The sequence below is a fragment of the Rhizobium sp. P2_G9 genome, assembly GCF_056403475.1.
In genome coordinates, this window is the sequence record NZ_JBFUFK010000027.1 from 51,701 (window position 1) to 72,708 (window position 21,008).

Annotated in this window: 20 protein-coding genes; 11 read left to right on the forward strand and 9 right to left on the reverse strand. The window is 62.2% G+C overall.

Translation table 11 applies throughout. The features are described from left to right. The 7 genes from AC1DYF_RS21915 to AC1DYF_RS21945 all read left to right on the forward strand — a co-directional run bounded on the left by AC1DYF_RS21915 (position 1) and on the right by AC1DYF_RS21945 (position 8,193). Entirely contained in the window at positions 1 to 1,413 is a 1,413-nt protein-coding gene (locus AC1DYF_RS21915) for an amidase (RefSeq protein ID WP_477878884.1), read from the forward strand. After that, entirely contained in the window at positions 1,410 to 2,942 is a 1,533-nt protein-coding gene (locus AC1DYF_RS21920) for an ABC transporter ATP-binding protein (RefSeq protein ID WP_477878885.1), read from the forward strand. Before AC1DYF_RS21915 ends, AC1DYF_RS21920 begins: the two co-directional genes overlap by 4 nt. Then, positions 2,932 to 3,981: an ABC transporter permease gene (locus AC1DYF_RS21925; RefSeq protein ID WP_477878946.1), complete on the forward strand. Its 1,050-nt coding sequence runs from the start codon at positions 2,932 to 2,934 to the stop codon at positions 3,979 to 3,981. Before AC1DYF_RS21920 ends, AC1DYF_RS21925 begins: the two co-directional genes overlap by 11 nt. After that, complete coding sequence (locus AC1DYF_RS21930) at positions 3,978 to 4,922, forward strand: ABC transporter permease (RefSeq protein ID WP_477878886.1); 945 nt, start codon at positions 3,978 to 3,980, stop codon at positions 4,920 to 4,922. The genes AC1DYF_RS21925 and AC1DYF_RS21930 overlap by 4 nt, the downstream gene beginning before the upstream one ends. A gap of 25 nt (positions 4,923 to 4,947) precedes the next feature. Continuing rightward, positions 4,948 to 6,237 carry an amidohydrolase family protein gene (locus AC1DYF_RS21935; RefSeq protein WP_477878887.1) on the forward strand — a complete coding sequence of 430 codons (1,290 nt, stop codon included), beginning with the start codon at positions 4,948 to 4,950 and terminating at the stop codon, positions 6,235 to 6,237. Between the two features lie 568 nt (positions 6,238 to 6,805). Next, the gene (locus AC1DYF_RS21940; protein WP_477878888.1) at positions 6,806 to 7,861 is read left to right on the forward strand and encodes a M12 family metallopeptidase; all 1,056 of its coding nucleotides are present in this window, start codon (positions 6,806 to 6,808) and stop codon (positions 7,859 to 7,861) included. 11 nt (positions 7,862 to 7,872) lie between these two features. Beyond that, the gene (locus tag AC1DYF_RS21945; RefSeq protein ID WP_477878889.1) at positions 7,873 to 8,193 is read left to right on the forward strand and encodes a hypothetical protein; all 321 of its coding nucleotides are present in this window, start codon (positions 7,873 to 7,875) and stop codon (positions 8,191 to 8,193) included. A 111-nt stretch (positions 8,194 to 8,304) separates the two neighbouring features. Here the strand turns inward: AC1DYF_RS21945 and AC1DYF_RS21950 are convergent, their stop codons facing one another. The 4 genes from AC1DYF_RS21950 to AC1DYF_RS21965 all read right to left on the reverse strand — a co-directional run bounded on the left by AC1DYF_RS21950 (position 8,305) and on the right by AC1DYF_RS21965 (position 12,582). Next, positions 8,305 to 9,366, reverse strand: a complete 1,062-nt coding sequence (locus tag AC1DYF_RS21950) for an ABC transporter ATP-binding protein (RefSeq protein WP_477878890.1) — start codon at positions 9,364 to 9,366, stop codon at positions 8,305 to 8,307. Between the two features lie 10 nt (positions 9,367 to 9,376). Continuing rightward, the gene (locus AC1DYF_RS21955) at positions 9,377 to 10,261 is read right to left on the reverse strand and encodes a carbohydrate ABC transporter permease (RefSeq protein WP_477878891.1); all 885 of its coding nucleotides are present in this window, start codon (positions 10,259 to 10,261) and stop codon (positions 9,377 to 9,379) included. After that, on the reverse strand, positions 10,261 to 11,160 hold the full coding sequence (locus tag AC1DYF_RS21960) for a carbohydrate ABC transporter permease (RefSeq protein WP_477878892.1): 900 nt from the start codon (positions 11,158 to 11,160) through the stop codon (positions 10,261 to 10,263). Before AC1DYF_RS21960 ends, AC1DYF_RS21955 begins: the two co-directional genes overlap by 1 nt. A gap of 81 nt (positions 11,161 to 11,241) precedes the next feature. Then, complete coding sequence (locus tag AC1DYF_RS21965) at positions 11,242 to 12,582, reverse strand: ABC transporter substrate-binding protein (RefSeq protein ID WP_477878893.1); 1,341 nt, start codon at positions 12,580 to 12,582, stop codon at positions 11,242 to 11,244. Positions 12,583 to 12,824: 242 nt separating this feature from the next. Between AC1DYF_RS21965 and AC1DYF_RS21970 the strand changes: the two genes are divergently transcribed. The 4 genes from AC1DYF_RS21970 to AC1DYF_RS21985 all read left to right on the forward strand — a co-directional run bounded on the left by AC1DYF_RS21970 (position 12,825) and on the right by AC1DYF_RS21985 (position 17,190). Beyond that, the gene (locus AC1DYF_RS21970) at positions 12,825 to 13,850 is read left to right on the forward strand and encodes a LacI family DNA-binding transcriptional regulator (RefSeq protein ID WP_477878894.1); all 1,026 of its coding nucleotides are present in this window, start codon (positions 12,825 to 12,827) and stop codon (positions 13,848 to 13,850) included. Positions 13,851 to 13,967: 117 nt separating this feature from the next. After that, positions 13,968 to 15,011 (forward strand): hydroxyacid dehydrogenase, encoded by a 1,044-nt coding sequence (locus AC1DYF_RS21975; RefSeq protein WP_477878895.1) that lies wholly within the window; start codon positions 13,968 to 13,970, stop codon positions 15,009 to 15,011. A gap of 10 nt (positions 15,012 to 15,021) precedes the next feature. Continuing rightward, positions 15,022 to 15,666: a ThuA domain-containing protein gene (locus tag AC1DYF_RS21980; protein WP_477878896.1), complete on the forward strand. Its 645-nt coding sequence runs from the start codon at positions 15,022 to 15,024 to the stop codon at positions 15,664 to 15,666. 15 nt (positions 15,667 to 15,681) lie between these two features. Next, positions 15,682 to 17,190, forward strand: coding sequence for an aldehyde dehydrogenase family protein (locus AC1DYF_RS21985; RefSeq protein ID WP_477878897.1), 1,509 nt, complete (start codon positions 15,682 to 15,684; stop codon positions 17,188 to 17,190). Positions 17,191 to 17,274: 84 nt separating this feature from the next. On the opposite strand, the gene AC1DYF_RS21990 is transcribed toward AC1DYF_RS21985, so the two are convergent. From AC1DYF_RS21990 to AC1DYF_RS22010, 5 genes are all read right to left on the reverse strand, one after another. Further along, entirely contained in the window at positions 17,275 to 17,625 is a 351-nt protein-coding gene (locus AC1DYF_RS21990) for a helix-turn-helix domain-containing protein (RefSeq protein WP_477878898.1), read from the reverse strand. Further along, positions 17,622 to 17,960 carry a type II toxin-antitoxin system RelE/ParE family toxin gene (locus AC1DYF_RS21995; protein ID WP_477878899.1) on the reverse strand — a complete coding sequence of 113 codons (339 nt, stop codon included), beginning with the start codon at positions 17,958 to 17,960 and terminating at the stop codon, positions 17,622 to 17,624. Before AC1DYF_RS21995 ends, AC1DYF_RS21990 begins: the two co-directional genes overlap by 4 nt. Before the next feature lie 147 nt (positions 17,961 to 18,107). After that, positions 18,108 to 19,637, reverse strand: coding sequence for an amidohydrolase (locus AC1DYF_RS22000; RefSeq protein ID WP_477878900.1), 1,530 nt, complete (start codon positions 19,635 to 19,637; stop codon positions 18,108 to 18,110). Then, the gene (locus tag AC1DYF_RS22005; protein ID WP_477878901.1) at positions 19,634 to 20,572 is read right to left on the reverse strand and encodes a nucleoside hydrolase; all 939 of its coding nucleotides are present in this window, start codon (positions 20,570 to 20,572) and stop codon (positions 19,634 to 19,636) included. The genes AC1DYF_RS22000 and AC1DYF_RS22005 overlap by 4 nt, the downstream gene beginning before the upstream one ends. Next, positions 20,569 to 21,000 (reverse strand): VOC family protein, encoded by a 432-nt coding sequence (locus AC1DYF_RS22010; RefSeq protein ID WP_477878902.1) that lies wholly within the window; start codon positions 20,998 to 21,000, stop codon positions 20,569 to 20,571. The genes AC1DYF_RS22005 and AC1DYF_RS22010 overlap by 4 nt, the downstream gene beginning before the upstream one ends. Positions 21,001 to 21,008 lie beyond the last annotated feature (8 nt).

The following is a 21,008-nucleotide window of genomic DNA, read 5'->3' on the forward strand; positions in this document are numbered from 1 at the left end:
ATGGCCGCGGATGCAATTGCGCTCACTGAGGCGATCAGGCATGGCCGCCTGACCGCGACGGAGGCCATGCGCGCCTCGCTCGCCAGCGCCGAAAGCCTTGCGGCGCTGGGCGCGATTGCGCATCTCGACGCGGGCCTCGGCCTGGCTTCCGCTCAGGCGTCCGAAGACGAGCGCAAGGCGAACCCCGATCCTGTCTCGGCCCGTCCCTTCGCCGGCGTTCCTACGCTGGCTAAGGATCTCGGCGGGCCGTTCGAGGGATTGCCCGTCACCGCCGGTTCGGCGCTGTTCAAGCGCGAGGGCAGTGCGGCCGATTCCGATCTTGCCGCACGGTTCCGCGCCGCCGGCTTCTGCCTGTTCGGGCTGACCACAAGTCCGGAATTCGGGCTGTCGCTGGCGAGCGAGCCGGCGATCGGGCCGGTCTGCCGCAATCCCCTCGATCCGGCACGCACGGCCGGCGGGTCGTCCGGTGGGGCCGCCGCAGCCGTCGCAGCCGGCATCGTCGCCATCGCCCATGCCACAGATGCGGGGGGCTCGATCCGGGTGCCCGCCGCCTGCTGCGGCCTGGTGGGGCTGAAGCCGAGCCGCGGCGCGATGCCGGCCGGGCCGGATTTCGGCAATCATCTCGGCGGCATTGCCAGCGAACTTGCCGTCTGCCGCTCGGTCAGGGATACGGCGGCGATATTCGCTGCCTTGCGCGGCAAGGCCAGGGGGCCGTTTCCCGATCCGGCCTTTGCCGAGTCGGTCGACGGCAGGCTGCGCATCGGCCTGCTCACCGACACCGGCAGCGAATACCCGACCACGCCTGAACGGCTGGCCGCCGTCGAGGCTGCGGCGCGGGCGCTGGAGGCGGGCGGCGCGGAGATCGCGCCACTCGCCTGGGCGGATTTCGAGGCGACCGTCCGGGCAAGCAACCGTGCCTTCGGCGACATCGTCGCCGTCAACCTGGCCGGATTCCTCGATGGGCTCGGCCTCGACATTGCTGGTACCGAGCCGATGACCCAGGCTTTTGTCCGGCGCGGCCGCGCCATGTCGGCCACGGCACTCTGGGCTTCGCTCAATGGCGGCGTGCTGGTCAGCCGCGATCTCTGGGCGATGTTCGATGCGCTCGACTGCATCACCATGCCGATGCTCGCCTCGGCGCCGCTGCCGATCGGCTCGTTCCCCCCCGATCACGGCGATACCGACCTGCATCTCAGGCGCATGGCGGCGTTTGCGCCGCTGGCGAGCCTTGCCAATATTTCCGGATTTCCCGCCCTGACCTTGCCGTTCGGCGCCGATGCCGATGGCCTGCCCCTGCCGGTACAGCTGATGGCGCCGATCGGGCATGAGGCGCTGCTGCTCGCGCTCGCCGCTAGGCTGGAAGCCGAGCAGCGCTGGCAGCATCCTTTTGCTGTTGTGGGACTTTCGGTATGACAACACCGGTTCTCGCCATCGAAGGGGTCAGCAAGCGGTTCGGCCAGACGCTCGCCAATGACGGCGTGTCGATGACGCTCGCCAAAGGCGAGATCGTGGCGCTGCTGGGCGAAAACGGCGCCGGCAAGACGACGCTGATGAGCATTCTCTTCGGCCATTACGTGCCCGATGCCGGCCGCATCCTGATCGACGGCGCGGAACTGCCGCCGGGCAAGCCGCGCGCCGCCATCCGCGCCGGCATCGGCATGGTGCATCAACATTTCTCGCTCGCGCCCAATCTCACCGTGCTCGAAAATGTCATGACTGGCACGGAAAAGCTCTGGTCCTGGCGCTCCGAAACCGGCGCGGCGCGGCGCAGGCTGATGGAGATCGCTACTCGCTTCGGCCTGAAAGTCGATCCGGATGCACGGCTCGGCGACCTCTCGGTCGGCGAGCAGCAGCGCGTCGAGATTCTGAAAGCGCTCTACAACGACGCCCGCGTACTGATCCTCGACGAGCCGACCGCCGTGCTCACCAATATCGAGGCCGAGCGGCTGTTTTCTACGCTCAAGCAAATGGCCCGACAGGGCCTGTCGCTGATCTTCATTTCCCACAAGCTCGACGAGGTCATGGCTGCCGCCGACCGCATCATCGTGCTGCGCGGCGGCAAGATGGTGGCCGAGCGCCCGGTGGCCGAGACCAGCAGGGCGGAACTGGCGGAACTGATGGTCGGCCATCGCGTCACCCGCCCGGTGCGCGAGGCCGCCACACCGGGCGCCGTGGCGCTGCAGGCCACGGATGTCACAGTCAGGATTGGCGGCGTCGAGCGGCTGAAATCCGTAAGTTTTGGATTACACGAAGGCGAGATCCTCGGCATTATCGGCGTTTCCGGCAATGGCCAGACTGCCCTTGCCCATCTGCTCTCGGGCACGCTGGCGCGAACGTCCGGCGACCTTCTGCTGTTCGGAAAGCCAGTCGGCAATCTCGGCGTCGATGATGTCGTCGAGGCCGGCATCGGCCGGGTGCCGGAGGACAGGACCGAAGAGGGCGCGATTGGCGAAATGGCGATCTGGGAAAATGCGGTGCTGGAGCGGATCGCCTCGGGAGCCTTTTCGCGCAACGGCCTGGTCAACCGCAAGGCCGGCATGGCCTTTGCCCAGGCGATCATCGACGGTTTCGACGTGCGCGGCGGCACGCCGCAGAGCCGCACGCGACTCCTCTCCGGCGGCAACATGCAGAAGCTGATCCTCGGCCGCAATCTGCACCAGCGGCCGCGCATCCTGGTTGCCGCCCAGCCGTCGCGCGGACTTGACGAGGGCGCGGTGGCCGCCGTGCATCAACGGCTGCTCGAAGCCCGCAAGCAGGGAACCGCCGTGCTCTTGATATCCGAAGACCTCGACGAAGTGATCGCGCTCGCCGACCGCATCCAGGCGATCGTCGCTGGCCGGCTGTCGCCGCCAATCGAGGCGGATAGTGCCGATGCACGAAAACTCGGCCTGATGATGGCCGGCGAATGGCATGACAATGGTGAGGTCCGCCATGCGGTTTGAGCGTCGCGAACACCGCCCGCTGTCGCTATTGCTGCTGACGCCGATGATCGCGGTCGTGGCAGCGCTGGCGCTGTCGGGCATCTTGATCGCGGTGGCCGGCGCGCCGGTGTTCGAAGCCTATTGGCGCATCTTCACCGGCGCCTTCGGCTCGCGGCTGTCGGCGACCGAAACGCTCACAAGGGCGACGCCGCTGATGCTGACCGGGCTTGCCGCCGCTGTCGCCTTCCGCGCGCGGCTGTGGAATATCGGCGCCGAGGGCCAGTTCTATCTCGGCGCAATTGCCGTGGCTGCGGCGAGTTCGCAAGTTCTCGGCGGCCTGCCGGGTGCGGTGCAGATCCCGCTGCTGCTGGTCATCGGCGCCGTCGCCGGCATGGTCCTGATCCTCATTCCTTTGTGGCTCCGGCTGCGCTTTTCGGTCGACGAGGTCGTCACCAGCCTGCTGCTCAATTTCATCGCCCTGCTCTTCGTCTCGATGCTGATCGACGGCGTGCTCAAGGACCCGCTCGCCTTCGGCTGGCCGCAATCGCAATCGGTCAGCGATCACGCCGTGCTGCCCAAGCTGGTCGCGCGCTCGCGCCTGCATATCGGATTCGTCATCGCCATCGTGCTTGCCGTCGTCGTGCATCTCATCCAGTCGCGAACGGTGTTCGGCATGCAGTCGCGCGCCGCCGGCCTTAACCCGAAAGGGGCGGTGTTTGCCGGCGTGCCGCTCGGCAAAACCCTGGTGAAGGTCGCCTGCCTTTCGGGTGGGCTCGCCGGGCTTGCCGGCGCCATCGAGGTGATGGGCGTCAAGGGCTATGTCACCACCGACCTGTCGCCCGGCTTCGGCTATTCCGGCATCGTCGTCGCCATGCTGGCCGATCTGCATCCGCTCGGCGTCGTGCTTGCGGCGCTGTTCACCGCCACCATGTTCGTCGGCGCCGACGGCATGAGCCGCAGCCTGGGCATCCCCACCTATATTGCCGACGTGACCGTGGCCTTGTCGCTGCTGACCATGCTGATCGCGCTGTTCTTCACCCAGTACAGGATCCGCCGATGAGCCAGCTGTTCGACATCGTCGCTTCCGCCGGGCTCTGGGCCGCGATCCTGCGCATCGCCACGCCGCTGATCTTCGGCACGCTGGGCGCACTGCTCTGCGAACGGGCCGGCGTGCTCAATCTCGGCATCGAGGGGATCATGACCTTCGGCGCGATGATCGGCTGGCTCGCCGTCTATCACGGCGCCGATCTCTGGACCGGCTTGCTGATCGCCGCCATTGCCGGCGGCATATTCGGCCTCTTGTATTCGGCGCTGACGGTGACACTCGGGCTGTCGCAGCATGTGTCGGGGCTGGGCGTGACGCTGTTTGCGTCGAGCTTCAGCTATTATCTCTTTCGGCTGATCGTGCCGGTAGCCGGTACGCCGCCGACGATCGTGCCCTTCCAGCCGATCGCCATACCCGGTCTGTCGACCCTGCCCTTCATCGGGCCGGCCTTCTTCACCCAGACCATGCCGACCTATCTGGCGATCCTCGTCGCTTTGCTGATGGCTTATCTGATCTTCCGCACCCCGGTCGGGCTCGCCATTCGCATGACGGGCGAAAATCCGCATGCCGCCGAAGCGCAGGGCGTCAATCCGATGCGGGTGCGCTATGGCGCCGTCATTGCCGGCAGTGCGCTGATGGGCATGGGCGGCGCCTTTCTGACGCTCTCGGCCTTCAACAGCTTCTTCCCTACCATGGTGCAGGGGCGCGGTTGGATCTGCATCGCACTCGTGGTCTTCGCCTCCTGGCGGCCGGGACGGGCGCTGTTCGGGGCGCTGCTGTTTGCCTTTTTCGACGCGTTCCAACTGCGTTTACAGACTGTGCTGAGCGGCGTCGTGCCCTATCAGATCTTCCTGATGACGCCCTATATCCTTTCCATTGTCGCCCTTGCCGTCATGGCCCGCCGCGCCCGCGTGCCGCAGGCCCTGATGCAGCCCTACCGGCGCGGCGAACGATGATCGTTTTCACCTAAGCGAGGCCCCCATGTTCGACCTGATCATCCGCAACGCCAATCTCCCCGATGGCCGCAAGGGCATCGACATCGCCATCGACAAGGGCCGGATCGCCGCGGTGGAAGCCGGGATCGCCGCCGAGGCGGGGGAAGAGATCGACGCCACCGGGAGGCTGGCGACGCCGCCGTTCATCGATCCGCATTTCCACATGGATGCGACGCTGTCGCTCGGCCTGCCGCGCATGAATGTGTCGGGCACGCTTCTCGAAGGCATCGCGCTGTGGGGCGAATTGCGGCCGATCGTGACCAAGGCGGAACTGGTCGAGCGGGCACTGCGCTATTGCGACCTGGCGGTGACGCAGGGGCTGCTCTTCATCCGCAGCCATGTCGACACGTCCGATCCCAGGCTAGTGACAGCCGAGGCGCTGCTCGAAGTCCGCGACAGGGTAAAGCCGTATATCGACCTGCAGCTGGTGGCCTTCCCTCAGGACGGCTATTATCGCGCCAAGGACGGTATCGCCTCGCTCAACCGCGCGCTCGACATGGGTGTCGACATTGTCGGCGGCATCCCGCATTTCGAGCGGACGATGGACGAGGGCCGCGCCTCCGTCGAGGCGCTCTGCCGCATCGCCGCCGATCGCGGCCTGCCGGTCGACATGCATTGCGACGAAACCGACGATCCGCTGTCGCGCCATATCGAGACGCTCGCCGCGGAGACCGTACGCTTCGGCCTAGAGGGTCGCGTCGTCGGCTCGCATCTGACCTCGATGCATTCGATGGACAATTACTATGTCTCGAAGCTGATCCCGCTGATGGCGGAAGCCAGGATCAACGTCATCCCCAACCCGCTGATCAACATCATGCTGCAAGGCCGTCACGACACATACCCCAAACGCCGCGGCATGACCCGCGTGCGCGAACTGATGGAGGCCGGTCTCAACGTCTCCTTCGGCCATGACTGCGTCATGGACCCCTGGTATTCGATGGGCTCCGGCGACATGCTTGAAGTTGGCCATATGGCAATTCACGTGGCGCAGATGGCCGGCATCGACGACAAGAAGAAAATTTTTGATGCGCTGACGGTCAATTCCGCCAAGACCATGGGCATCGACAATTACGGCCTGGAAAAGGGCTGCAACGGCGATGTGGTGATCCTGCAGGCGAGCGATACGCTGGAGGCCTTGCGGCTGAAGCCGAACCGGCTTGCGGTGATCCGGCGCGGCAAGGTGATTGCGCGCTCGGCGCCGCGGATCGGGGAATTGTTTCTGGATGGGCGGCCGGAGAGGATTGATGGGGGGCTGGATTATGTGCCGCGGTATTGAGGCTCTGTCATCGAGAAACGCATAGGCTAAAGTTTGGATCGCAATATCCGACGAAGATTGACGGCGTGTCGTGGCGGACCGAGAGCGGTCACCGAGACTGCTCTCAGTGCCTGTCACCAAATTTCCGCCAGTTGTAGTGGCCGCGATGATCCAACGTGGGTTCGCCACAAGTTCCATCGCGTTCTGGTCGTGGACGGTATTTTTCGTGATTGAGCGTCCAGGCCGATATCTCATGCAGTGCGTCAGAGAGGGTTGCGATAGATCGATAACGCAGCTCCCTGGTCATGCTTACATCGCTATGCCGACCACGAGAACAGGCCGTATGTGCGGCCCTGCATTAATATTGCATGTCAGCCCAGACAGAGAACTTTCTCGAAAAACAACCTTACCTTTAGTATTTCCTTGGACTTTTCTTTAGATTGATATTACAGTACATTGAATAGGCGCCCATTCAATCGCATGAGTTGAACCACGAGCCCGCATCGGAGTGACGATGCGGGAATATGGTTCTGTGCCAACGCGTTCATATCTGAAATTTTGTCTCTGATTTTTGTCATGGGAGGACAGAATGACCGACAGATCCGACGAGCGGCGTGAGCGTGCAAGAATGTTTGATCGTCCCAGCGCCGCCGATACCGGTGGTGGAGATGACCAGGAATCGGACTCTCGACAGGGCGGTCTGTTTGAATCCCTTCGGAAGATCGGCATGATCGCTCTTGAAGCGACCGGCGACTTGCCGCCGAACAGCGGAGGCCACATTCATGAGGGATCGGCTGATGATTGCCCCGTCTGTAACGGGCCCAAAGGTTTGCCGCGGCGCCTTCTCAACCAAGCCGCCCAAACCGCTCGCAAAATAAATCCTGTCAACGCCCCGGCCTATTGGCGCAAATCGGCCCATGATCTCGGCTTTCAACCCCAGCCGGAATACATCTCCGCGCTGACGTCCAAATATTGGGGGCCGCAGCCCCGGCGATTAACCGTCAGTTTCATGGAAACGACTGCGCCGGACCTGAGAAGGCGCATCGTTTCTCACATGAACGCCTGGACCCGCACCGGCTGCATTTCCTTCGTGGAAACCGGCGGCAACGGACAGGTCCGAATCTCACGAGGGCAAGGCGGCTACTGGTCCTATCTCGGCACCGACATCCTGCATATCCGGCGGAACCAGCAGACAATGAACCTTGAAGGGTTCACGATGAACACGCCGGAGTCGGAATACAGGCGGGTCGTGCGCCATGAAACCGGCCATACGCTCGGCTTCCCGCACGAGCATATGCGCCGGGATATTATCGCGCGGATAGACCGCAACAAGATCTATGACTATGCGCAACGGGCTTTTGGCTGGGACAGGCAGACCGTCGATGAGCAAATACTCACGCCGATCGAAGAACGGACCTTGCTTCAGGGCAGCACAAAAGCCGATCAATATTCAATCATGTGTTATCAATTGCCGGCGTCTGTTACTGTGGATGGCAAACCGATCGTTGGCGGAAGCGATATCGACAAGTCGGATTATGATTTCTGCGGCTTGATTTATCCGCGTTCCAGCAGCACACCATTGACGCCGTTCTCCGCCGAACCCGAAGATTGGCCCGAGGAAGAGGACGTATTGGTGGATGTCTGATTGCCGAGCCGATGAAGCGTCCAAGGGCACTTTTTGAAATCGCTTCCAGCGAGCAGCTTCCCGAAGAGGCGGTGCTGCAAGTGGGCGACGTGCTCCTTGTCAATGCCACAGGCATCACTACTCATGGCGGATCGAGCGTGGTCGAAATTGTCGGACCGCTGACTAGCGGTGTTCTGACCGCTTCGGAAACGCTTCTGCCGGCCGGCGCACCCAACCTTGTCGTCGTTGTCGCCCGACACGCGGGACAGGAGCAGCTCGACTTTGTATTCGGCACGCCATGGGGACCACACCACAGGCGAACCATAGACATCCGTGTCGAACCATCGAGCTGACTGCAAATGCGGCCGCGAAGCGGCGCTCCGGTTATCGCGCTTTGGGCTATATGATTGAGCAACGGGAGTCCGAATAGTCGCCGTGTCTACATGATAAACTTGCTTTTCCCGTCACCGCCCGGCTGACACAGAAAGACCATCCCGATCGAACAGATGTAGAGCAGCCTTGTCCAGGCCGAGTCCAACCGTATCACCGATGGCGAAGCGGGCATTGCCGGGCCGGCGGATCGTCACCAGCGTGCCGTCGCCGACCAGCGCATAGAGATAGGTGTCGGAGCCGAGGCGTTCGACAACGTCGACCTTTGCATCGATGTGTCCCTGCCCGGCTGCGCAGATCTCGATGTTTTCCGGGCGGATACCGAGGTTGACGGCGGTCTTCGGCGTGCCCGGCAGATCGATGTGGCCGGAGCCGGAGAAGCGCATGCCGCGCTCCACCGCCTGGCCGTCAAAGACATTCATCTTCGGCGAACCGAGAAACTGGGCGACGAAAAGGTTGGCCGGCTTTTCATAGAGATCGATCGGCGCGCCGACCTGCTGGATGGCGCCGTCCTTCAGCACCACGATCTTGTCGGCCAGCGTCATCGCTTCGACCTGGTCGTGGGTGACATAGATCATCGTCGCGCCCAGTCGCTGGTGCAGCTTGGCGATCTCGATGCGCATCTCTGCCCTGAGCGCTGCGTCGAGGTTGGAAAGCGGTTCGTCGAACAGGAAGGCGACGGGATCTCGGACGATAGCGCGGCCGATGGCGACGCGCTGGCGCTGACCGCCGGAAAGCTCCTTTGGTTTGCGATCCAGGTAGTTTTCCAGCCTGAGCGACGTCGCGGCTTCCCTGACGCGGCGATCGATCTCAGCGCGAGGCGTACGGGCTACTTCGAGACCGAAGGCCATGTTGGCCCGCACCGTCTTGTGAGGATAAAGCGCGTAGGACTGGAAGACCATGGAAAGCGCCCGGTCCGCCGGGCCGAGCTCGGTGACATCCTCGCCGTCGATCAGGATCTGGCCAGAGGTTGCCTCTTCCAGACCGGCGACAAGCCGAAGAAGCGTCGACTTGCCGCTGCCGGAAGGGCCGACGAAGACGACGAATTCGCCATCGCCGATCTGCAGGTCGAGGTCACGTATGATGTCGACTGCGCCGAAGGATTTCTTGATGTTCTTGAGTTTGATAACGGCCATATCTCTTTCCTCAGGCCTTGACGCCGCCGGCGCCGAGACCGCCTTGCCAGAAGCGCTGCATGACGATGAATGCGATGATCACGGGCACGATGCTGATCAGCGCGCCGGCGAGCACCAGTGTGAACAAAGCCGCCCCGCCGCCCGATCCGACCGTGGCTGTCGCATACCACTGCGCCAGGCCTACCGTGACCGGGAAATATTCGGCCGAACTCAGCACCACCAGCGGCAGGAAGTAATTGTTCCAGGTGGCGACGAAGGAGAGGATCAGCACAGTGGCGAAGCCGGGCATCAGCAGCCGCAGCGCCAACGAGAAGAAGATGTGGAATTCGCCAGCGCCATCGACGCGACCGGCATCGATCAACTCATTGGGAATGGCGTCATCGGCATAGACGCGCATCAGGAAGACGCCCGGCGGATAGACGAGCGACGGCAGGATCACCGCCCAGGGGGTGTTGACCATGCCAACCTTGGACATCAGCAGGAAGAGCGGCACGACCAATGCGGTCTGCGGGATCATCACCGCCCCGAGGATGATGGCAAAGACTAGCCGCTTGCCATGAAAATCATATTTCGCCAGCGCATAGCCGGCCATGGTGGCGAACAGCGCCGCTCCCAGCCCTGAGACCGTGGCGTAAACAATGGTGTTGAGCAGCCAGCGGGTGAAAATGCCGTCCTGGAACGTAAAGACGCGGCGAATATTCTCGAACAGACGAAAGTCGTCGGAGAACCACAGACCGAAGGTGGTGAACAGGTCGTTGTTGGATTTTGTCGCCGAGACCAGCACATAGAATAGCGGCAGCGCCGTGTAGAACCAGATCAGCGCGAGGATCGCGGACAGCATCCAGCGATTCCGGCGGAAAGTGGGCGAGCGCTTCGACTTGCCGACGATAGCCATCAGCCCCTCCCCCGGTTGACGACCAGCATGAAGGCGTAGGAGATCACGGCCGTCACCGCACCCAGCACGAAGGAGACGGCGGCTGAATAGTTGTATTGCTGGTTGGCGAAGGCGAGCGTGTAGGCATAATAGTTTGGCGTATAGGTGTTGTTGATCGATAGCGGCGCCAGATTGTGCAGCAGATAGGGCTCCGAGAAGAGCTGCAGCGAGCCAATGATCGAGAAGATGACGGTGACGACAATCATCGGTGCGATCAGCGGCAGCTTGATCTTGATCGCGTAGATGAAGCTGCCGGCGCCATCCATGGAGGCCGCCTCTTCGAGGTCCTGCGGGATCGCCTGCAGCGCGGCATAGAAGATGATCATCTGATAGCCGGTATATTCCCAGTTGGCGATATTGGCGATCGCGGCGAGAATGGTGCTGTCAGCGAGGAAATTCGGTGCGGGCAGGCTGAGCGCATGGGCGAGTTGGGTGAATGGACCGAAGGACGGACCGTAGAGATAGCCCCAGATCAGCGCCGCGATCACCGTCGGCACGGCATAGGGCAGGAACAGGCTGACGCGGAAGAAGCTCTTTGCATAGACCGTACCGCTGTCGAGGATCAGCGCAATCAACAGCGCCACCGCGATCATGCCGGGAATCTGGATCACCGCGAATTTCAGGAGAACGACGACGCCGGCCCAGAATTTTGGATCGCCAAGCGCGCGGATAAAATTGGCCGCGCCGACGAATTTGGTGCCGGCGACCAGCGTCGTCTTGTAGATGGCGAGATCGAACGCATAGGCCATCGGCGCGATCAGGAAGGCGATGAAAAGCAGCGCGAACGGTGCAAGGAAGAGATAAGGCGCCAGCCCCTTGCTCACCCGGTATCGCCGCTTGCGGCTCTTCAAACCGGCCATATTGTACTCCACAATCGTCGGCACGCGGACACGTGCCAAAAGAAGGGATGCGAGGCCCCACACCCCGCATCCCCGGCAGGGTCAGCCCTGGGAGACGGTATAACCCTGATCGCTGCAATAGGCACTCACGGTCTGCTGCAGCCGGTCGAAACCGTCGGCGAGCGAGCCCTTGCCGCCGATCGAGGCTGACAGCTCCTGCTGCACCTGGCCGGCAAGATAATCCTGGAACGGCGCATACTGGAACGAGGAGTCGACATGCTTGGCGCTTTCGACGAAGACTTCGTTGACTGCCTGGCCGCCATAGAGATCGTATTTGTGGCCCATCAGTTCGGGGTCGGCGACCAGTGCCTTCTGCACCGGGAAGAGGAACTGCTTGGTGTTCCACAGCTTGCCCGCCTCGGCATTGCTGCCAAGGAACATGGCAAGCTGCGTGGCTTCCTTCGGATGCTTCGAGGTCTTGAAGACTGAGAAGGTCGATCCGCCGAGATTGGCCGAAACATATTTGCTTGCATCCCATTGCGGCAAGGGTGCTGCGCGCCAATGACCATTGCTCTTCTTGGCAAATTGCGGAATGAACACCGCACCCCAGGCGCCGGTCATCCAAGAAGCATAGGTGCCCTCGTCGAGCCCCGTGAACCAATCTGTGGTCCAGACCGGCGTCTTGATGCCGACGGCCTTGGCGTCGATCAGGTCCTGCCAGTAGGCGGCCCATTTCTTGGCGACGGCGTCGTTGAGGTTGAGCTTGAGATCTGTGCCGTTGAGCGCGAACGGCTTCCAGCCAGCTTGCGCCAACAGCGCGATCACCCAGCCGCCATCGGCTGTGCCGCCGAAATTGGTGAGATAGGTGTCGGGCGAGGCCTTGGAGAGCACCTTGGAGCTGTCGGCGAATTCCGCCCAGGTCTTCGGCACGGCGATCTTGTGGTTATCCAGCACGTCTGCGCGATAGAGAATGCCCATCGGGCCGGAATCCCACGGAATGCCGTAGACGGCATTGCCATCCGAAACCGATGCCCAGGTCCAGTCGATGAACTTGTCCTTGACGTCATTGGCGCCGTATTGGCCCATGTCGAGCAGCGCCTGGAGCTGGCGGAAGCCAGGGATGTTGGTGAATTCGACCTGACTGACATCCGGCAGGCCGGTGCCGGCCTGGATGGCGTTGCGCAGCTTGACATATTCGTCCGGGCCCTGGCCGGCATTCTCCAGCTTGACCGAAATGTTCGGAAAGGCTTTGGTAAACAGGTCGATCTCGGACTGGGTGTTTGGCGTCCAGGCCCACATGGTGAGTTCCACCTTGTCCTCGGCAAGCGCGGATGAAGCAAGGCCCGGCATGGCGGCGGCCACGGCGCCAGCACCAGCGGCCTGCAGCAATTGGCGGCGGCTCAGCATCGCCTGGATGAATTCTTTTCTCATGTCATTGCTCATGATGTTCCTCCCGATCTCCCATGCAATACGGCATGCCGCCACATGCGACGGATGCGTCCGCTCTCGCAGTGGCCGCAATTCAGCATGCGCAATTTGCGTTGTCAATTGCGCAATTTCCGTTTTTATGCAAATTTTGCTGCGAAGATAGTTCGTCTTGCGAGGCGAAGAGCGGTTGATATCGCGGTTCGAGGGATGGATTTGGCGTGAGAATCCCGGATGATACCGGGTCTGGAGGACTGGTTTTGAGCAAGCTACGAAAATCGGACGCAAATCAGATTGCCATTGCCAAGGCGGCTGGGGTGTCGGTCAGCACGGTGTCGCGGGCGCTGTCGGATTCGCCGGGGATCAGCGACGAACGCCGCTCGCAAATCCGCAAACTGGCGGAGGATGCCGGCTATCTCGGCCGCAGCCGGCAAATGGTGGCGGCGCCGGCAAAGCATTTGCGCGCTTATGTCACCGGCAGCCTGGCGACCGGCGGGCTCGTTGCCTTCTATGAGGCTGTGATCGCCGGTTTGCGCGACAGCGCCCGCGACAATGGTTTTACCCTGGCAATCCGCATGGTCGACGAGTCGGTACTGGGACGCGAGCGCATGCTGCGCGATCAGGAAAGCGAAGAAGCGTCGACGACGATCTTCGTCGGCATCGATCCCTCACCGGGGCTGGCCGCGCACTTTCTCGACGGCCGGCATCACGCCGTGCTCATCAATGGCTACGATCCGGAAATGCGCTTCGATTGCGTGGCACCATCGAATTTCTTCGGCGCGGAATTGGCAACCAGGACGCTGCTTGCCGCCGGTCACCGGAAATTGCTTTATATTCATGACCATACGCGCTGGACGACAATCCAGAGGCGGCGGGGATTTTACGCGGCTCTGGAACTTCATAAAGATGTCACCAGCACTGCGATCGGCGCCGCCAACGGCATGGATAGCGAAATCCTCGCCGAGGTCGAGCGACGAAGGAAGGGCGAATCGGACTGGACGGCCGTGTTCTGCGCCAACGACATGGTCGCGTTCCGGCTGATGAACGCGCTGGAAGCAGTTGGTATCAACGTGCCCGGCGAAGTTTCGCTGATCGGCTTCGACGACCTGCCCTATGCGGCGCTGATGCATCCGCGCCTGACCACGATGCGGGTCGATTGCGCCGAGATGGCGCGACAGGCGATCGCCCTTGCACAGCGCCGCATTGCCGAGCCGGATGCAACCCCGCTGCAGATAGAATGCGGTGTCAGCCTGCAGTCCGGCGAGACGATAGCGCAAATTGCGTAAAATTTGAAAATATGCGCAAATCACTTGCATGATTTGCGTCAACGTGCAATCTCAGGAGCAAGCGGCCTGGCCGCCTTCGCATAGCGCGGCGTCACATCTCCGCGCCCAGGAGATTGCATGCCTCAGGATCCCCGCACTGCCGCACAGGCCGGCGCCGCCCCGGCGCTCACCTTTGCCTTCGGCCCGTTCGGCGCTGACAGCCTGTTTTCAAACGAAGACATGCAGCGGCTTGGTGACAGCTGCCGGATCGCCTCTGGTGCCCCGTTGCAGGATTTCTCCGGCGATGCGGCGAGAACCGTGCTGTCGAAGACGGAAATTCTCGTTACCGGCTGGGGCTGCCCGCCGATCGACGACGCCGTGCTCAGCGCCGCGCCGAACCTGAAGCTGATCGCCCATGCTGCCGGATCGGTGAAGCATCTGGTTTCGTCCGCCGTTTTCGCACGTGGTGTGCTGGTCTCCAATGCCGCCGATGCCAACGCCGTTCCGGTCGCCGAATTCACGCTTGCCGCGATCCTGCTGGCTAACAAGCAGGTGTTCAGATTCCAGCGAGATTATCTCCGGGAACGTGCGCCGGTAGCCCTTCACGCTTCCTTCGACGGCAATGCCGGCAACTGGCGCAAGCGGGTCGGCATTATCGGCGCTTCGCGCATCGGCCGCCGCGTCATCGAACTGCTCAAACCTCATGATATCGATGTTGTACTTCACGATCCGATGATCAACCCGGTCGAAGCCTGGGGCATGGGCGTCGAGCTCGCCTCGCTGGAAGTGCTGATGGAGACATGCGACACCGTTTCGGTCCATGCACCCCTGCTGCCTTCGACCCACAACATGATCGATGCGGCGATGCTGGCGCGGATGGGGGATGGCGCGACGCTGATCAACACGGCACGCGGCGGGCTGATCGATCACGCAGCGCTGGAAGCCGAACTGGTGAGCGGCCGCCTCTGGGCAATCCTCGATGTCACGGAGCCCGAGACGCTGCCGGACGATTCGCCGCTTTACCGGCTCGACAACGTGCTGCTCACGCCGCATATCGCCGGCGCCATCGGCAATGAGCGTCTGAGACTTGGCCGACTGATCGCCGATGAAATCGGGCGCTATCTCAACCGCGAGCCGCTGCGCCACAGCGTCAACGCCGAGAGCCTGAAGCACCAGGCGTAAGGGGCGGCAGATGCGCAAAGCGGTCATCGTCTGGGGCGGCTGGCAGGGACACGAGCCGGAGCAATGTGCCGAGATTGTCGGCGAAATGCTGCGTCAGGACGGTTTCGCGGTCGAGATCACCGACGATCTCGGCATCTTCGGTTCCCCTGCCTTGTCCCAGGCCGACCTGCTGGTGCCGATCATCACCGGCGAGAGTATCGAACAGAAGCACGCCGAAGCCTTGGTCGAAGCGGTGCGCGGCGGGTTGGGCCTGGCGGGCCATCATGGTTCGATTGCCACGACCTTCAAGGAAAGCGGCCCGTTCCGCTATGTCTCCGGCGTCACCTGGGTTGCCCATCCCGGCGACATCATCGATTTCCGCGTCAATATCATCCAGCAGGATGACCCGCTGACGGCCGGCATTCCGGATTTCGACTGGCGCTCGGAACAATATTACCTGCATTGCGATCCCAGCATCGACGTGCTTGCCACCACGACCTTTTCCGGAGAATTCGATCCGGCTGTCAGCAATGTCACCATGCCCGTGATCTTCAAGCGCTATTTCGGCGCCGGCCGCATCTTCTATTCCGCCCTCGGCCATGTCGCGTCCGAGTTCGACCATCCCTATATGCCGCTCATCCTTCGCCGGGGCCTCGCCTGGGCCGCCCGCCAATAGATCCGAGAACCGATCATGACCACGCAATTCCGCTTCATCGCCCCTCGCCTCGACGACCCGCGCCTGCTGCAGGAGCGCCGCTATTCCATGCTGATCGGCGGCAAAAGCCTGCCTGCCCTTTCCGGCGAGGTCCTCACGCGCGAAAGCCCGGCTCATCCCGGCCATGTGGTCGGCATCATTCCCAAGGGCTCTCGCGCCGACGCCGAAGCGGCGATCGCCGCTGCCCGCGCCGCCTTCGATAGCGGCCCCTGGCCGCGCATGACCGGCGCCGACCGTGCAAGGATCATCTATCGCGTCGGCGAGGCGATCGAAGCCAATCTCGAGGAATTGGCAACCATCGAGGCATTGGAAGTCGGCAAAGCGATCAACCAGGCGCGCAATGAAATGCGCTTTTCCGCCTCGCTCTGGCGCTATGCCGCCGGCCATGCGCAGGGCCTGGAGGGCGACACACATAATGATCTCGGCGTGGGCGCGATCGGCCTCACGTTCCGTGAGCCGGCCGGCGTCGTCGGCGTGATCACGCCGTGGAATTTTCCGCTTCTGATCGGCTCCGAGCGCATTGCCTGGGCGATCGGCGCCGGCTGCACGGTGATCATAAAACCCTCGGAATTCACCTCCGGCTCGACCATCCGCATGGCGGAACTGGCACGCGAGGCAGGCCTGCCGGACGGCGTGTTCAACGTTATCACCGGCTATGGTGCCGATGCCGGCCAGGTGTTTGCCGAACATCCTGATGTCGATGTGGTCAATTTCACCGGTTCGCAGCGCGTCGGCCGGATCATCGGCAGCCTTGCCGGGCAGAACATCAAGCGCGTCGGGCTGGAGCTTGGCGGCAAGGGGCCGCAAGTGGTGTTTGCCGATGCCGATCTCGATGCGGCGGCCGCCAAGATCGTCGGTGGCGCCTTCCATTGCTCCGGCCAGGCGTGCATTGCCGGCAGCCGGCTGATCGTGCATGACAGCGTCGCCGACAGGCTCCTGGAAAAGATCGAGGCGCTGGCCGTCAAGGTCGTCCACGGCGACCCGCTCGATGACCGCACCGATGTCGGCGCACTGGTCCATCAGGCGCATCTCGACAAGGTCGCGGGCTATGTGGCGGCCGGCAAGGCGGACGGCGCGGAGATCTACACCGGCGGCGGCGTCTTGGGCGAATCCGGCGCCTTCTATGCCCCGACCATCTTTACTGCCGTGAAGCCTGGCATGTCGATCGCCCGCGATGAGATCTTCGGGCCGGTGCTGACCACCTTTCGTTTCACCGATGCCGAGGAAGCAATCCGGCTCGCCAACGACACGCCTTTCGGGCTTTCAGCCTGTGTCTGGTCGACCAACCTCGCCACCGCGATACAGGCGATCCGCCGCATCAAGGCCGGCCGCACCTGGATCAATTCTATGGGCGATGGCAGCGCACAAATGCCGATCGGTGGCTACAAGTCGAGCGGTGTCGGCCGCGAACTCGGCAAGCACGGTTTCGATGAATATTCAGAAATCAAGAGCGTGCATGTGACGCTGAGCGGTGGGTTGCTGTAGCGGCCGCGACCCCGCCGGCGCCCAGCGCGATGGCGCGAATTCCCAGCCGATAAACCGGGGATTCATCGTGTGTGCGCAACGAGCTTAATATGGTCCTGCTTCGGCAGGCTTGTTCCTGCCGCTGTCGTCCCCGGCCGAGAGAGCTCTCAGAACGGCTTCAGGCTCACGTTCCATGATCCGAAGCAATGTTCGCGCGGCACCCGAAGGTTGACGCTTGCCCTGTTCCCATTTCTTGTAGCCAGACGGGCTGGTGCCGAGAACAGCGGCCATTTCATCTTGTGTCAGATCAAGCTTCTGGCGAATCGCCTTCGCATCAACCGAACCGATATCAACGGAGTGGATGCCAAAACCAGGAGCGTTCTTTCCCTGCGCGTGCGCCAAGGCTTCCGACATTGCCTGGATCAGGTCAGCGCCAAATTTTGTCATCTCGCTCATGCCTTGCTCCTGTATGTCGCCTTAATCGCTTTGGCAAAAGCCGCAACGGCCTTTGCTTCGTCAGGGTTCAGGTTTGTCTTCTCGTTCTTGCCGTAGGCAAGCAGCGCATAGATAGGCGCCTCGTCACTGTACCAATAGTAAATCACGCGCGCCCCACCACGCTTTCCTTTGCCTTTCGCCGCAAACCGAATTTTCCGGACTCCACCAGTGCCGGGGATTTCGTCTCCGACCTGGGGATTCGTCGCAAGGAAATCGATCATTTCCTTATGCTCTTCCTCGGTGAACAGCTCAGCTGCCTGTCTCACGAACATTGGTGTCTCGGCGACGGTCTGCATCTCGATCCTATAACCCAATGGGCTATAAATATGACTTGACGATATCGTGTGTCAATGGTCCGATGTGCGGCGACAACCAATCAACGAGATCAACATCTCAGTTCGTCCCTCCTGGGAGATATGCGGCTGCTTTGGCCTGCCAAGCAGTCACATATTCGAACCATCAAAGGCCGGCAGATCGCCCTGGTAACGGTTGAGGCCGATATCCTGTAGCGTCGCACGGCGATGGATTTCAGCCATGATCGGTTCGAATATGCTGTTTGCCCGTTCGAGTTCGGCATGTTCGGCGAGGTGGGCAGGCACCAGTTCGGCAATCTCGGCGAACACCTCGTTCTCGTTGACAGTGGTCAACCGCCCGTTCTGCATGACGATCCTGCCCGCGACCATGACCGTCTCCACCGAAGAGCCGTTTTCGGCAAAGACCAGTTGCCGGGCGGCATCGTTGAACGGCATGAAGGCATAGGAGTTGAGGTTGAGGATCAGCAGGTCGGCGGCCTTGCCGACCTCTAGCGAGCCGGTCACCTGCTCCAGCATGGCGCTCCGGGCGCCGCCGATCGTCGCCATGCGCAGAATCTCCCCGGCCTTCACCCATCTGGAATAATCCGGCCCGGAGACGCTATGGATCAGGCCGGCGACGCGCATCACGTCGAAGATCCGCGACGTGTCGTTCGAGCAGACGCCGTCCGTGCCGAGGCCGATGGTGACGCCGGCATCGAGCAGGCGGCGGATCGGAGAAATGCCGGCGCCGAGTTTTTGGTTGGAGACGGCATTGTGGGCGATCGACATGCCAGCCGCGCCCATCAGCGCCATATCCTCGTCGCTCACCCAGACGGAATGGGCAAATGTGGTGTTACGCTTCAGCAGCCCGAGATCATGCATATAAGCGACCAGGGTCTTGCCATAGAGCTCGTGTCCAGTGACGGCCTGGGTCTTCGTCTCCAACACGTGGGTGTGGTAGGGCACGCCCTTGTCGACGGCCAGATCCATGCAGGCCAGCATGAGGTCTCGCGTGCAGCGCTGCGGCGCGGAGGGTGCGATCATGAAGTTCAGCCGCCCGGCACGGCCGTGCAGGCTCGAAAAGGCCGATTTGCAATAATCGATATAGGCTCCGGCCGAGATCGGCGGACCGAAATCGAGTTTATCCTGCAAGTCCTGCGGCATGATTTCGCGCGCGTAGGGCAGCGCATCGAGGGCATGGATATTCATCACTGCGCTCGAGACATTGGCGCGAATGCCGGCATCCTCGTAAGCCTGGAAGACGATGCCCAGCCGATCGAGGTCATGGGCCGGCGGATCGAAGAAATCGTCGCAGAACGTAGTGACGCCGCTCCGCAGTGACTCCATCGCCAGGAGCAGGCTGCGGAGATAGAGAAGCCGCTGGCCGATCGCGCCGTTCATCAGCAGCGGATAGGCATAGAGCAGCCAGATTTCCAGCGGCATGCCCTGGTAGCGCCCGCGGAAGAAGGTCTCGCTCGAATGGGTATGGGAATTGATCAGGCCGGGCATGACCAGCTTGCCGCGGCCGTCGATCACTTGAACGTCCGGCTCGGCTTGAAGACTAGGGCCAATCGCCTTGATCGCGCTGCCTTCGATCAGGATATCGCCGTCGAACGGGTCGGTGCCGTGCAACTCGTCGATGGCAAGGATTTTCGCGCCGCGGATCAGGGTCTGGCTCATGACAAGTTCCCCAGCGACCGGATCAGCAGATCATAATAAGCGATCGGATCGCCATCCCAGACATAGAAGACATTTCGCGGACGGTCGGTGATCTGCCACCAGTCGGCGACCGTCATGCCTGATGTCAGGGTACCATTGAGCTCGACCGAGACGTTGATCTGCCGTCCCTTGAAAATTTCCGGCGCCAGCATGAATGCCGGCACGCATGGGCCATGGAGTGGCGCGCCTTCCCAGCCGTATTTCTTGAGGTCGAAGGCTTCGGAAAATTCCAGCATTTCGGCCGTGGCGATGCCGGAACGGTTGCCGAGTGCCCGCATTGCCCCAAGACGTTCAGGCGTCGAGCGCATCTGATGCGTGACGTCGAGCGGCAGCAGTGTCGTCTTGATCCCGGATTTCAGCACGATGTCAGCAGCTTCCGGGTCGACATAGCAGTTGAATTCGGCCGAAGGCGTGATGTTGCCGACCTCGAAATAGGCGCCGAGCATGGCGACGATCTCGACAATCTTTTCGGCGATATCCGGCGCCTTCCTGAGCGCCATAGCCAGATTGGTGAGCGGCGAAAGCGAGCAGATGGTGATCTCGCCCGGATGGGTGCGGACAGTGTCGACGATGAAATCGACGCCGTGCGTATCCTGCATCCGGATCTTCGGTTCCGGCAGATCGGGACCGTCGAGGCCGGTCGGGCCATGGACGTGCTCGGCCATGACCAGCGGCCGGACGATCGGGTGTGGGCAGCCGGCAAAGACCGGGATATCCGGCCGGCCGGCCAGTTCCATCAGCTTCAGGCAGTTGGCGATCGTATAGTCGAGGCTGATATTGCCAGCGGTCGCCACCAGGCCAAGCACATCGAAAGCCTGGCGCTGGCCGAGGATCATCAGGATGGCCGCCGCCTGGTCCTGGCCGGGATCGGTGAGGATGATCAGTTTGCGGGTCATGCCGCCGCCTCGATCTTGCCGGGCGCGCCGCCTTGGAGCCAGGCATAGAGTTCCCAGGTCTCGCCGTCGGGGCCGTAGAAGTAGGCGCCATGCGCGTTCCAGGCGTAATCAGCCGGCGGCCGGATGAATTCGACGCCATCCGCCTTCAATTGCTCATAGGTCTTGTCGAGCTCGGCGATGCTGCCCAGCCTGACCGCGATCAGCACGGCCGATGCCGAGCCAGGCTTCACCCGGACGTCGGCGTGGTGCTGGATATGATCGCGCTCCCAGAGTGCCAGCGTCAGGCCGGCGCCGGTGAAATCGGCGAAACCCGGGGCGCGATGCTTCAGTTCAAAACCCAGCTTTTCCGTGTAGAAGCGGATCGATTTCTCGATGTCGGTGACGAGGATGCAGACGTCCTGGATCGGATGTGCCTGGGCGAATTTCATCGTGTTTC

What these genes read in the sequence shown, in the direction of transcription:
- AC1DYF_RS21975 (WP_477878895.1), top strand. Translation starts at nt 13,968, where the DNA reads ATGCCTCAGGATCCCCGCACTGCCGCACAGGCCGGCGCCGCCCCGGCG.
- AC1DYF_RS21995 (WP_477878899.1), bottom strand. Translation starts at nt 17,960, where the DNA reads ATGCAGACCGTCGCCGAGACACCAATGTTCGTGAGACAGGCAGCTGAG.
- AC1DYF_RS21945 (WP_477878889.1), top strand. Translation starts at nt 7,873, where the DNA reads ATGAAGCGTCCAAGGGCACTTTTTGAAATCGCTTCCAGCGAGCAGCTT.
- AC1DYF_RS21920 (WP_477878885.1), top strand. Translation starts at nt 1,410, where the DNA reads ATGACAACACCGGTTCTCGCCATCGAAGGGGTCAGCAAGCGGTTCGGC.
- AC1DYF_RS21985 (WP_477878897.1), top strand. Translation starts at nt 15,682, where the DNA reads ATGACCACGCAATTCCGCTTCATCGCCCCTCGCCTCGACGACCCGCGC.
- AC1DYF_RS21935 (WP_477878887.1), top strand. Translation starts at nt 4,948, where the DNA reads ATGTTCGACCTGATCATCCGCAACGCCAATCTCCCCGATGGCCGCAAG.
- AC1DYF_RS21965 (WP_477878893.1), bottom strand. Translation starts at nt 12,582, where the DNA reads ATGAGCAATGACATGAGAAAAGAATTCATCCAGGCGATGCTGAGCCGC.
- AC1DYF_RS21940 (WP_477878888.1), top strand. Translation starts at nt 6,806, where the DNA reads ATGACCGACAGATCCGACGAGCGGCGTGAGCGTGCAAGAATGTTTGAT.
- AC1DYF_RS21960 (WP_477878892.1), bottom strand. Translation starts at nt 11,160, where the DNA reads ATGGCCGGTTTGAAGAGCCGCAAGCGGCGATACCGGGTGAGCAAGGGG.
- AC1DYF_RS22005 (WP_477878901.1), bottom strand. Translation starts at nt 20,572, where the DNA reads ATGACCCGCAAACTGATCATCCTCACCGATCCCGGCCAGGACCAGGCG.
- AC1DYF_RS21955 (WP_477878891.1), bottom strand. Translation starts at nt 10,261, where the DNA reads ATGGCTATCGTCGGCAAGTCGAAGCGCTCGCCCACTTTCCGCCGGAAT.
- AC1DYF_RS22000 (WP_477878900.1), bottom strand. Translation starts at nt 19,637, where the DNA reads ATGAGCCAGACCCTGATCCGCGGCGCGAAAATCCTTGCCATCGACGAG.
- AC1DYF_RS21990 (WP_477878898.1), bottom strand. Translation starts at nt 17,625, where the DNA reads ATGAGCGAGATGACAAAATTTGGCGCTGACCTGATCCAGGCAATGTCG.
- AC1DYF_RS21925 (WP_477878946.1), top strand. Translation starts at nt 2,932, where the DNA reads ATGCGGTTTGAGCGTCGCGAACACCGCCCGCTGTCGCTATTGCTGCTG.
- AC1DYF_RS22010 (WP_477878902.1), bottom strand. Translation starts at nt 21,000, where the DNA reads ATGAAATTCGCCCAGGCACATCCGATCCAGGACGTCTGCATCCTCGTC.
- AC1DYF_RS21930 (WP_477878886.1), top strand. Translation starts at nt 3,978, where the DNA reads ATGAGCCAGCTGTTCGACATCGTCGCTTCCGCCGGGCTCTGGGCCGCG.
- AC1DYF_RS21950 (WP_477878890.1), bottom strand. Translation starts at nt 9,366, where the DNA reads ATGGCCGTTATCAAACTCAAGAACATCAAGAAATCCTTCGGCGCAGTC.
- AC1DYF_RS21915 (WP_477878884.1), top strand. Translation starts at nt 1, where the DNA reads ATGGCCGCGGATGCAATTGCGCTCACTGAGGCGATCAGGCATGGCCGC.
- AC1DYF_RS21980 (WP_477878896.1), top strand. Translation starts at nt 15,022, where the DNA reads ATGCGCAAAGCGGTCATCGTCTGGGGCGGCTGGCAGGGACACGAGCCG.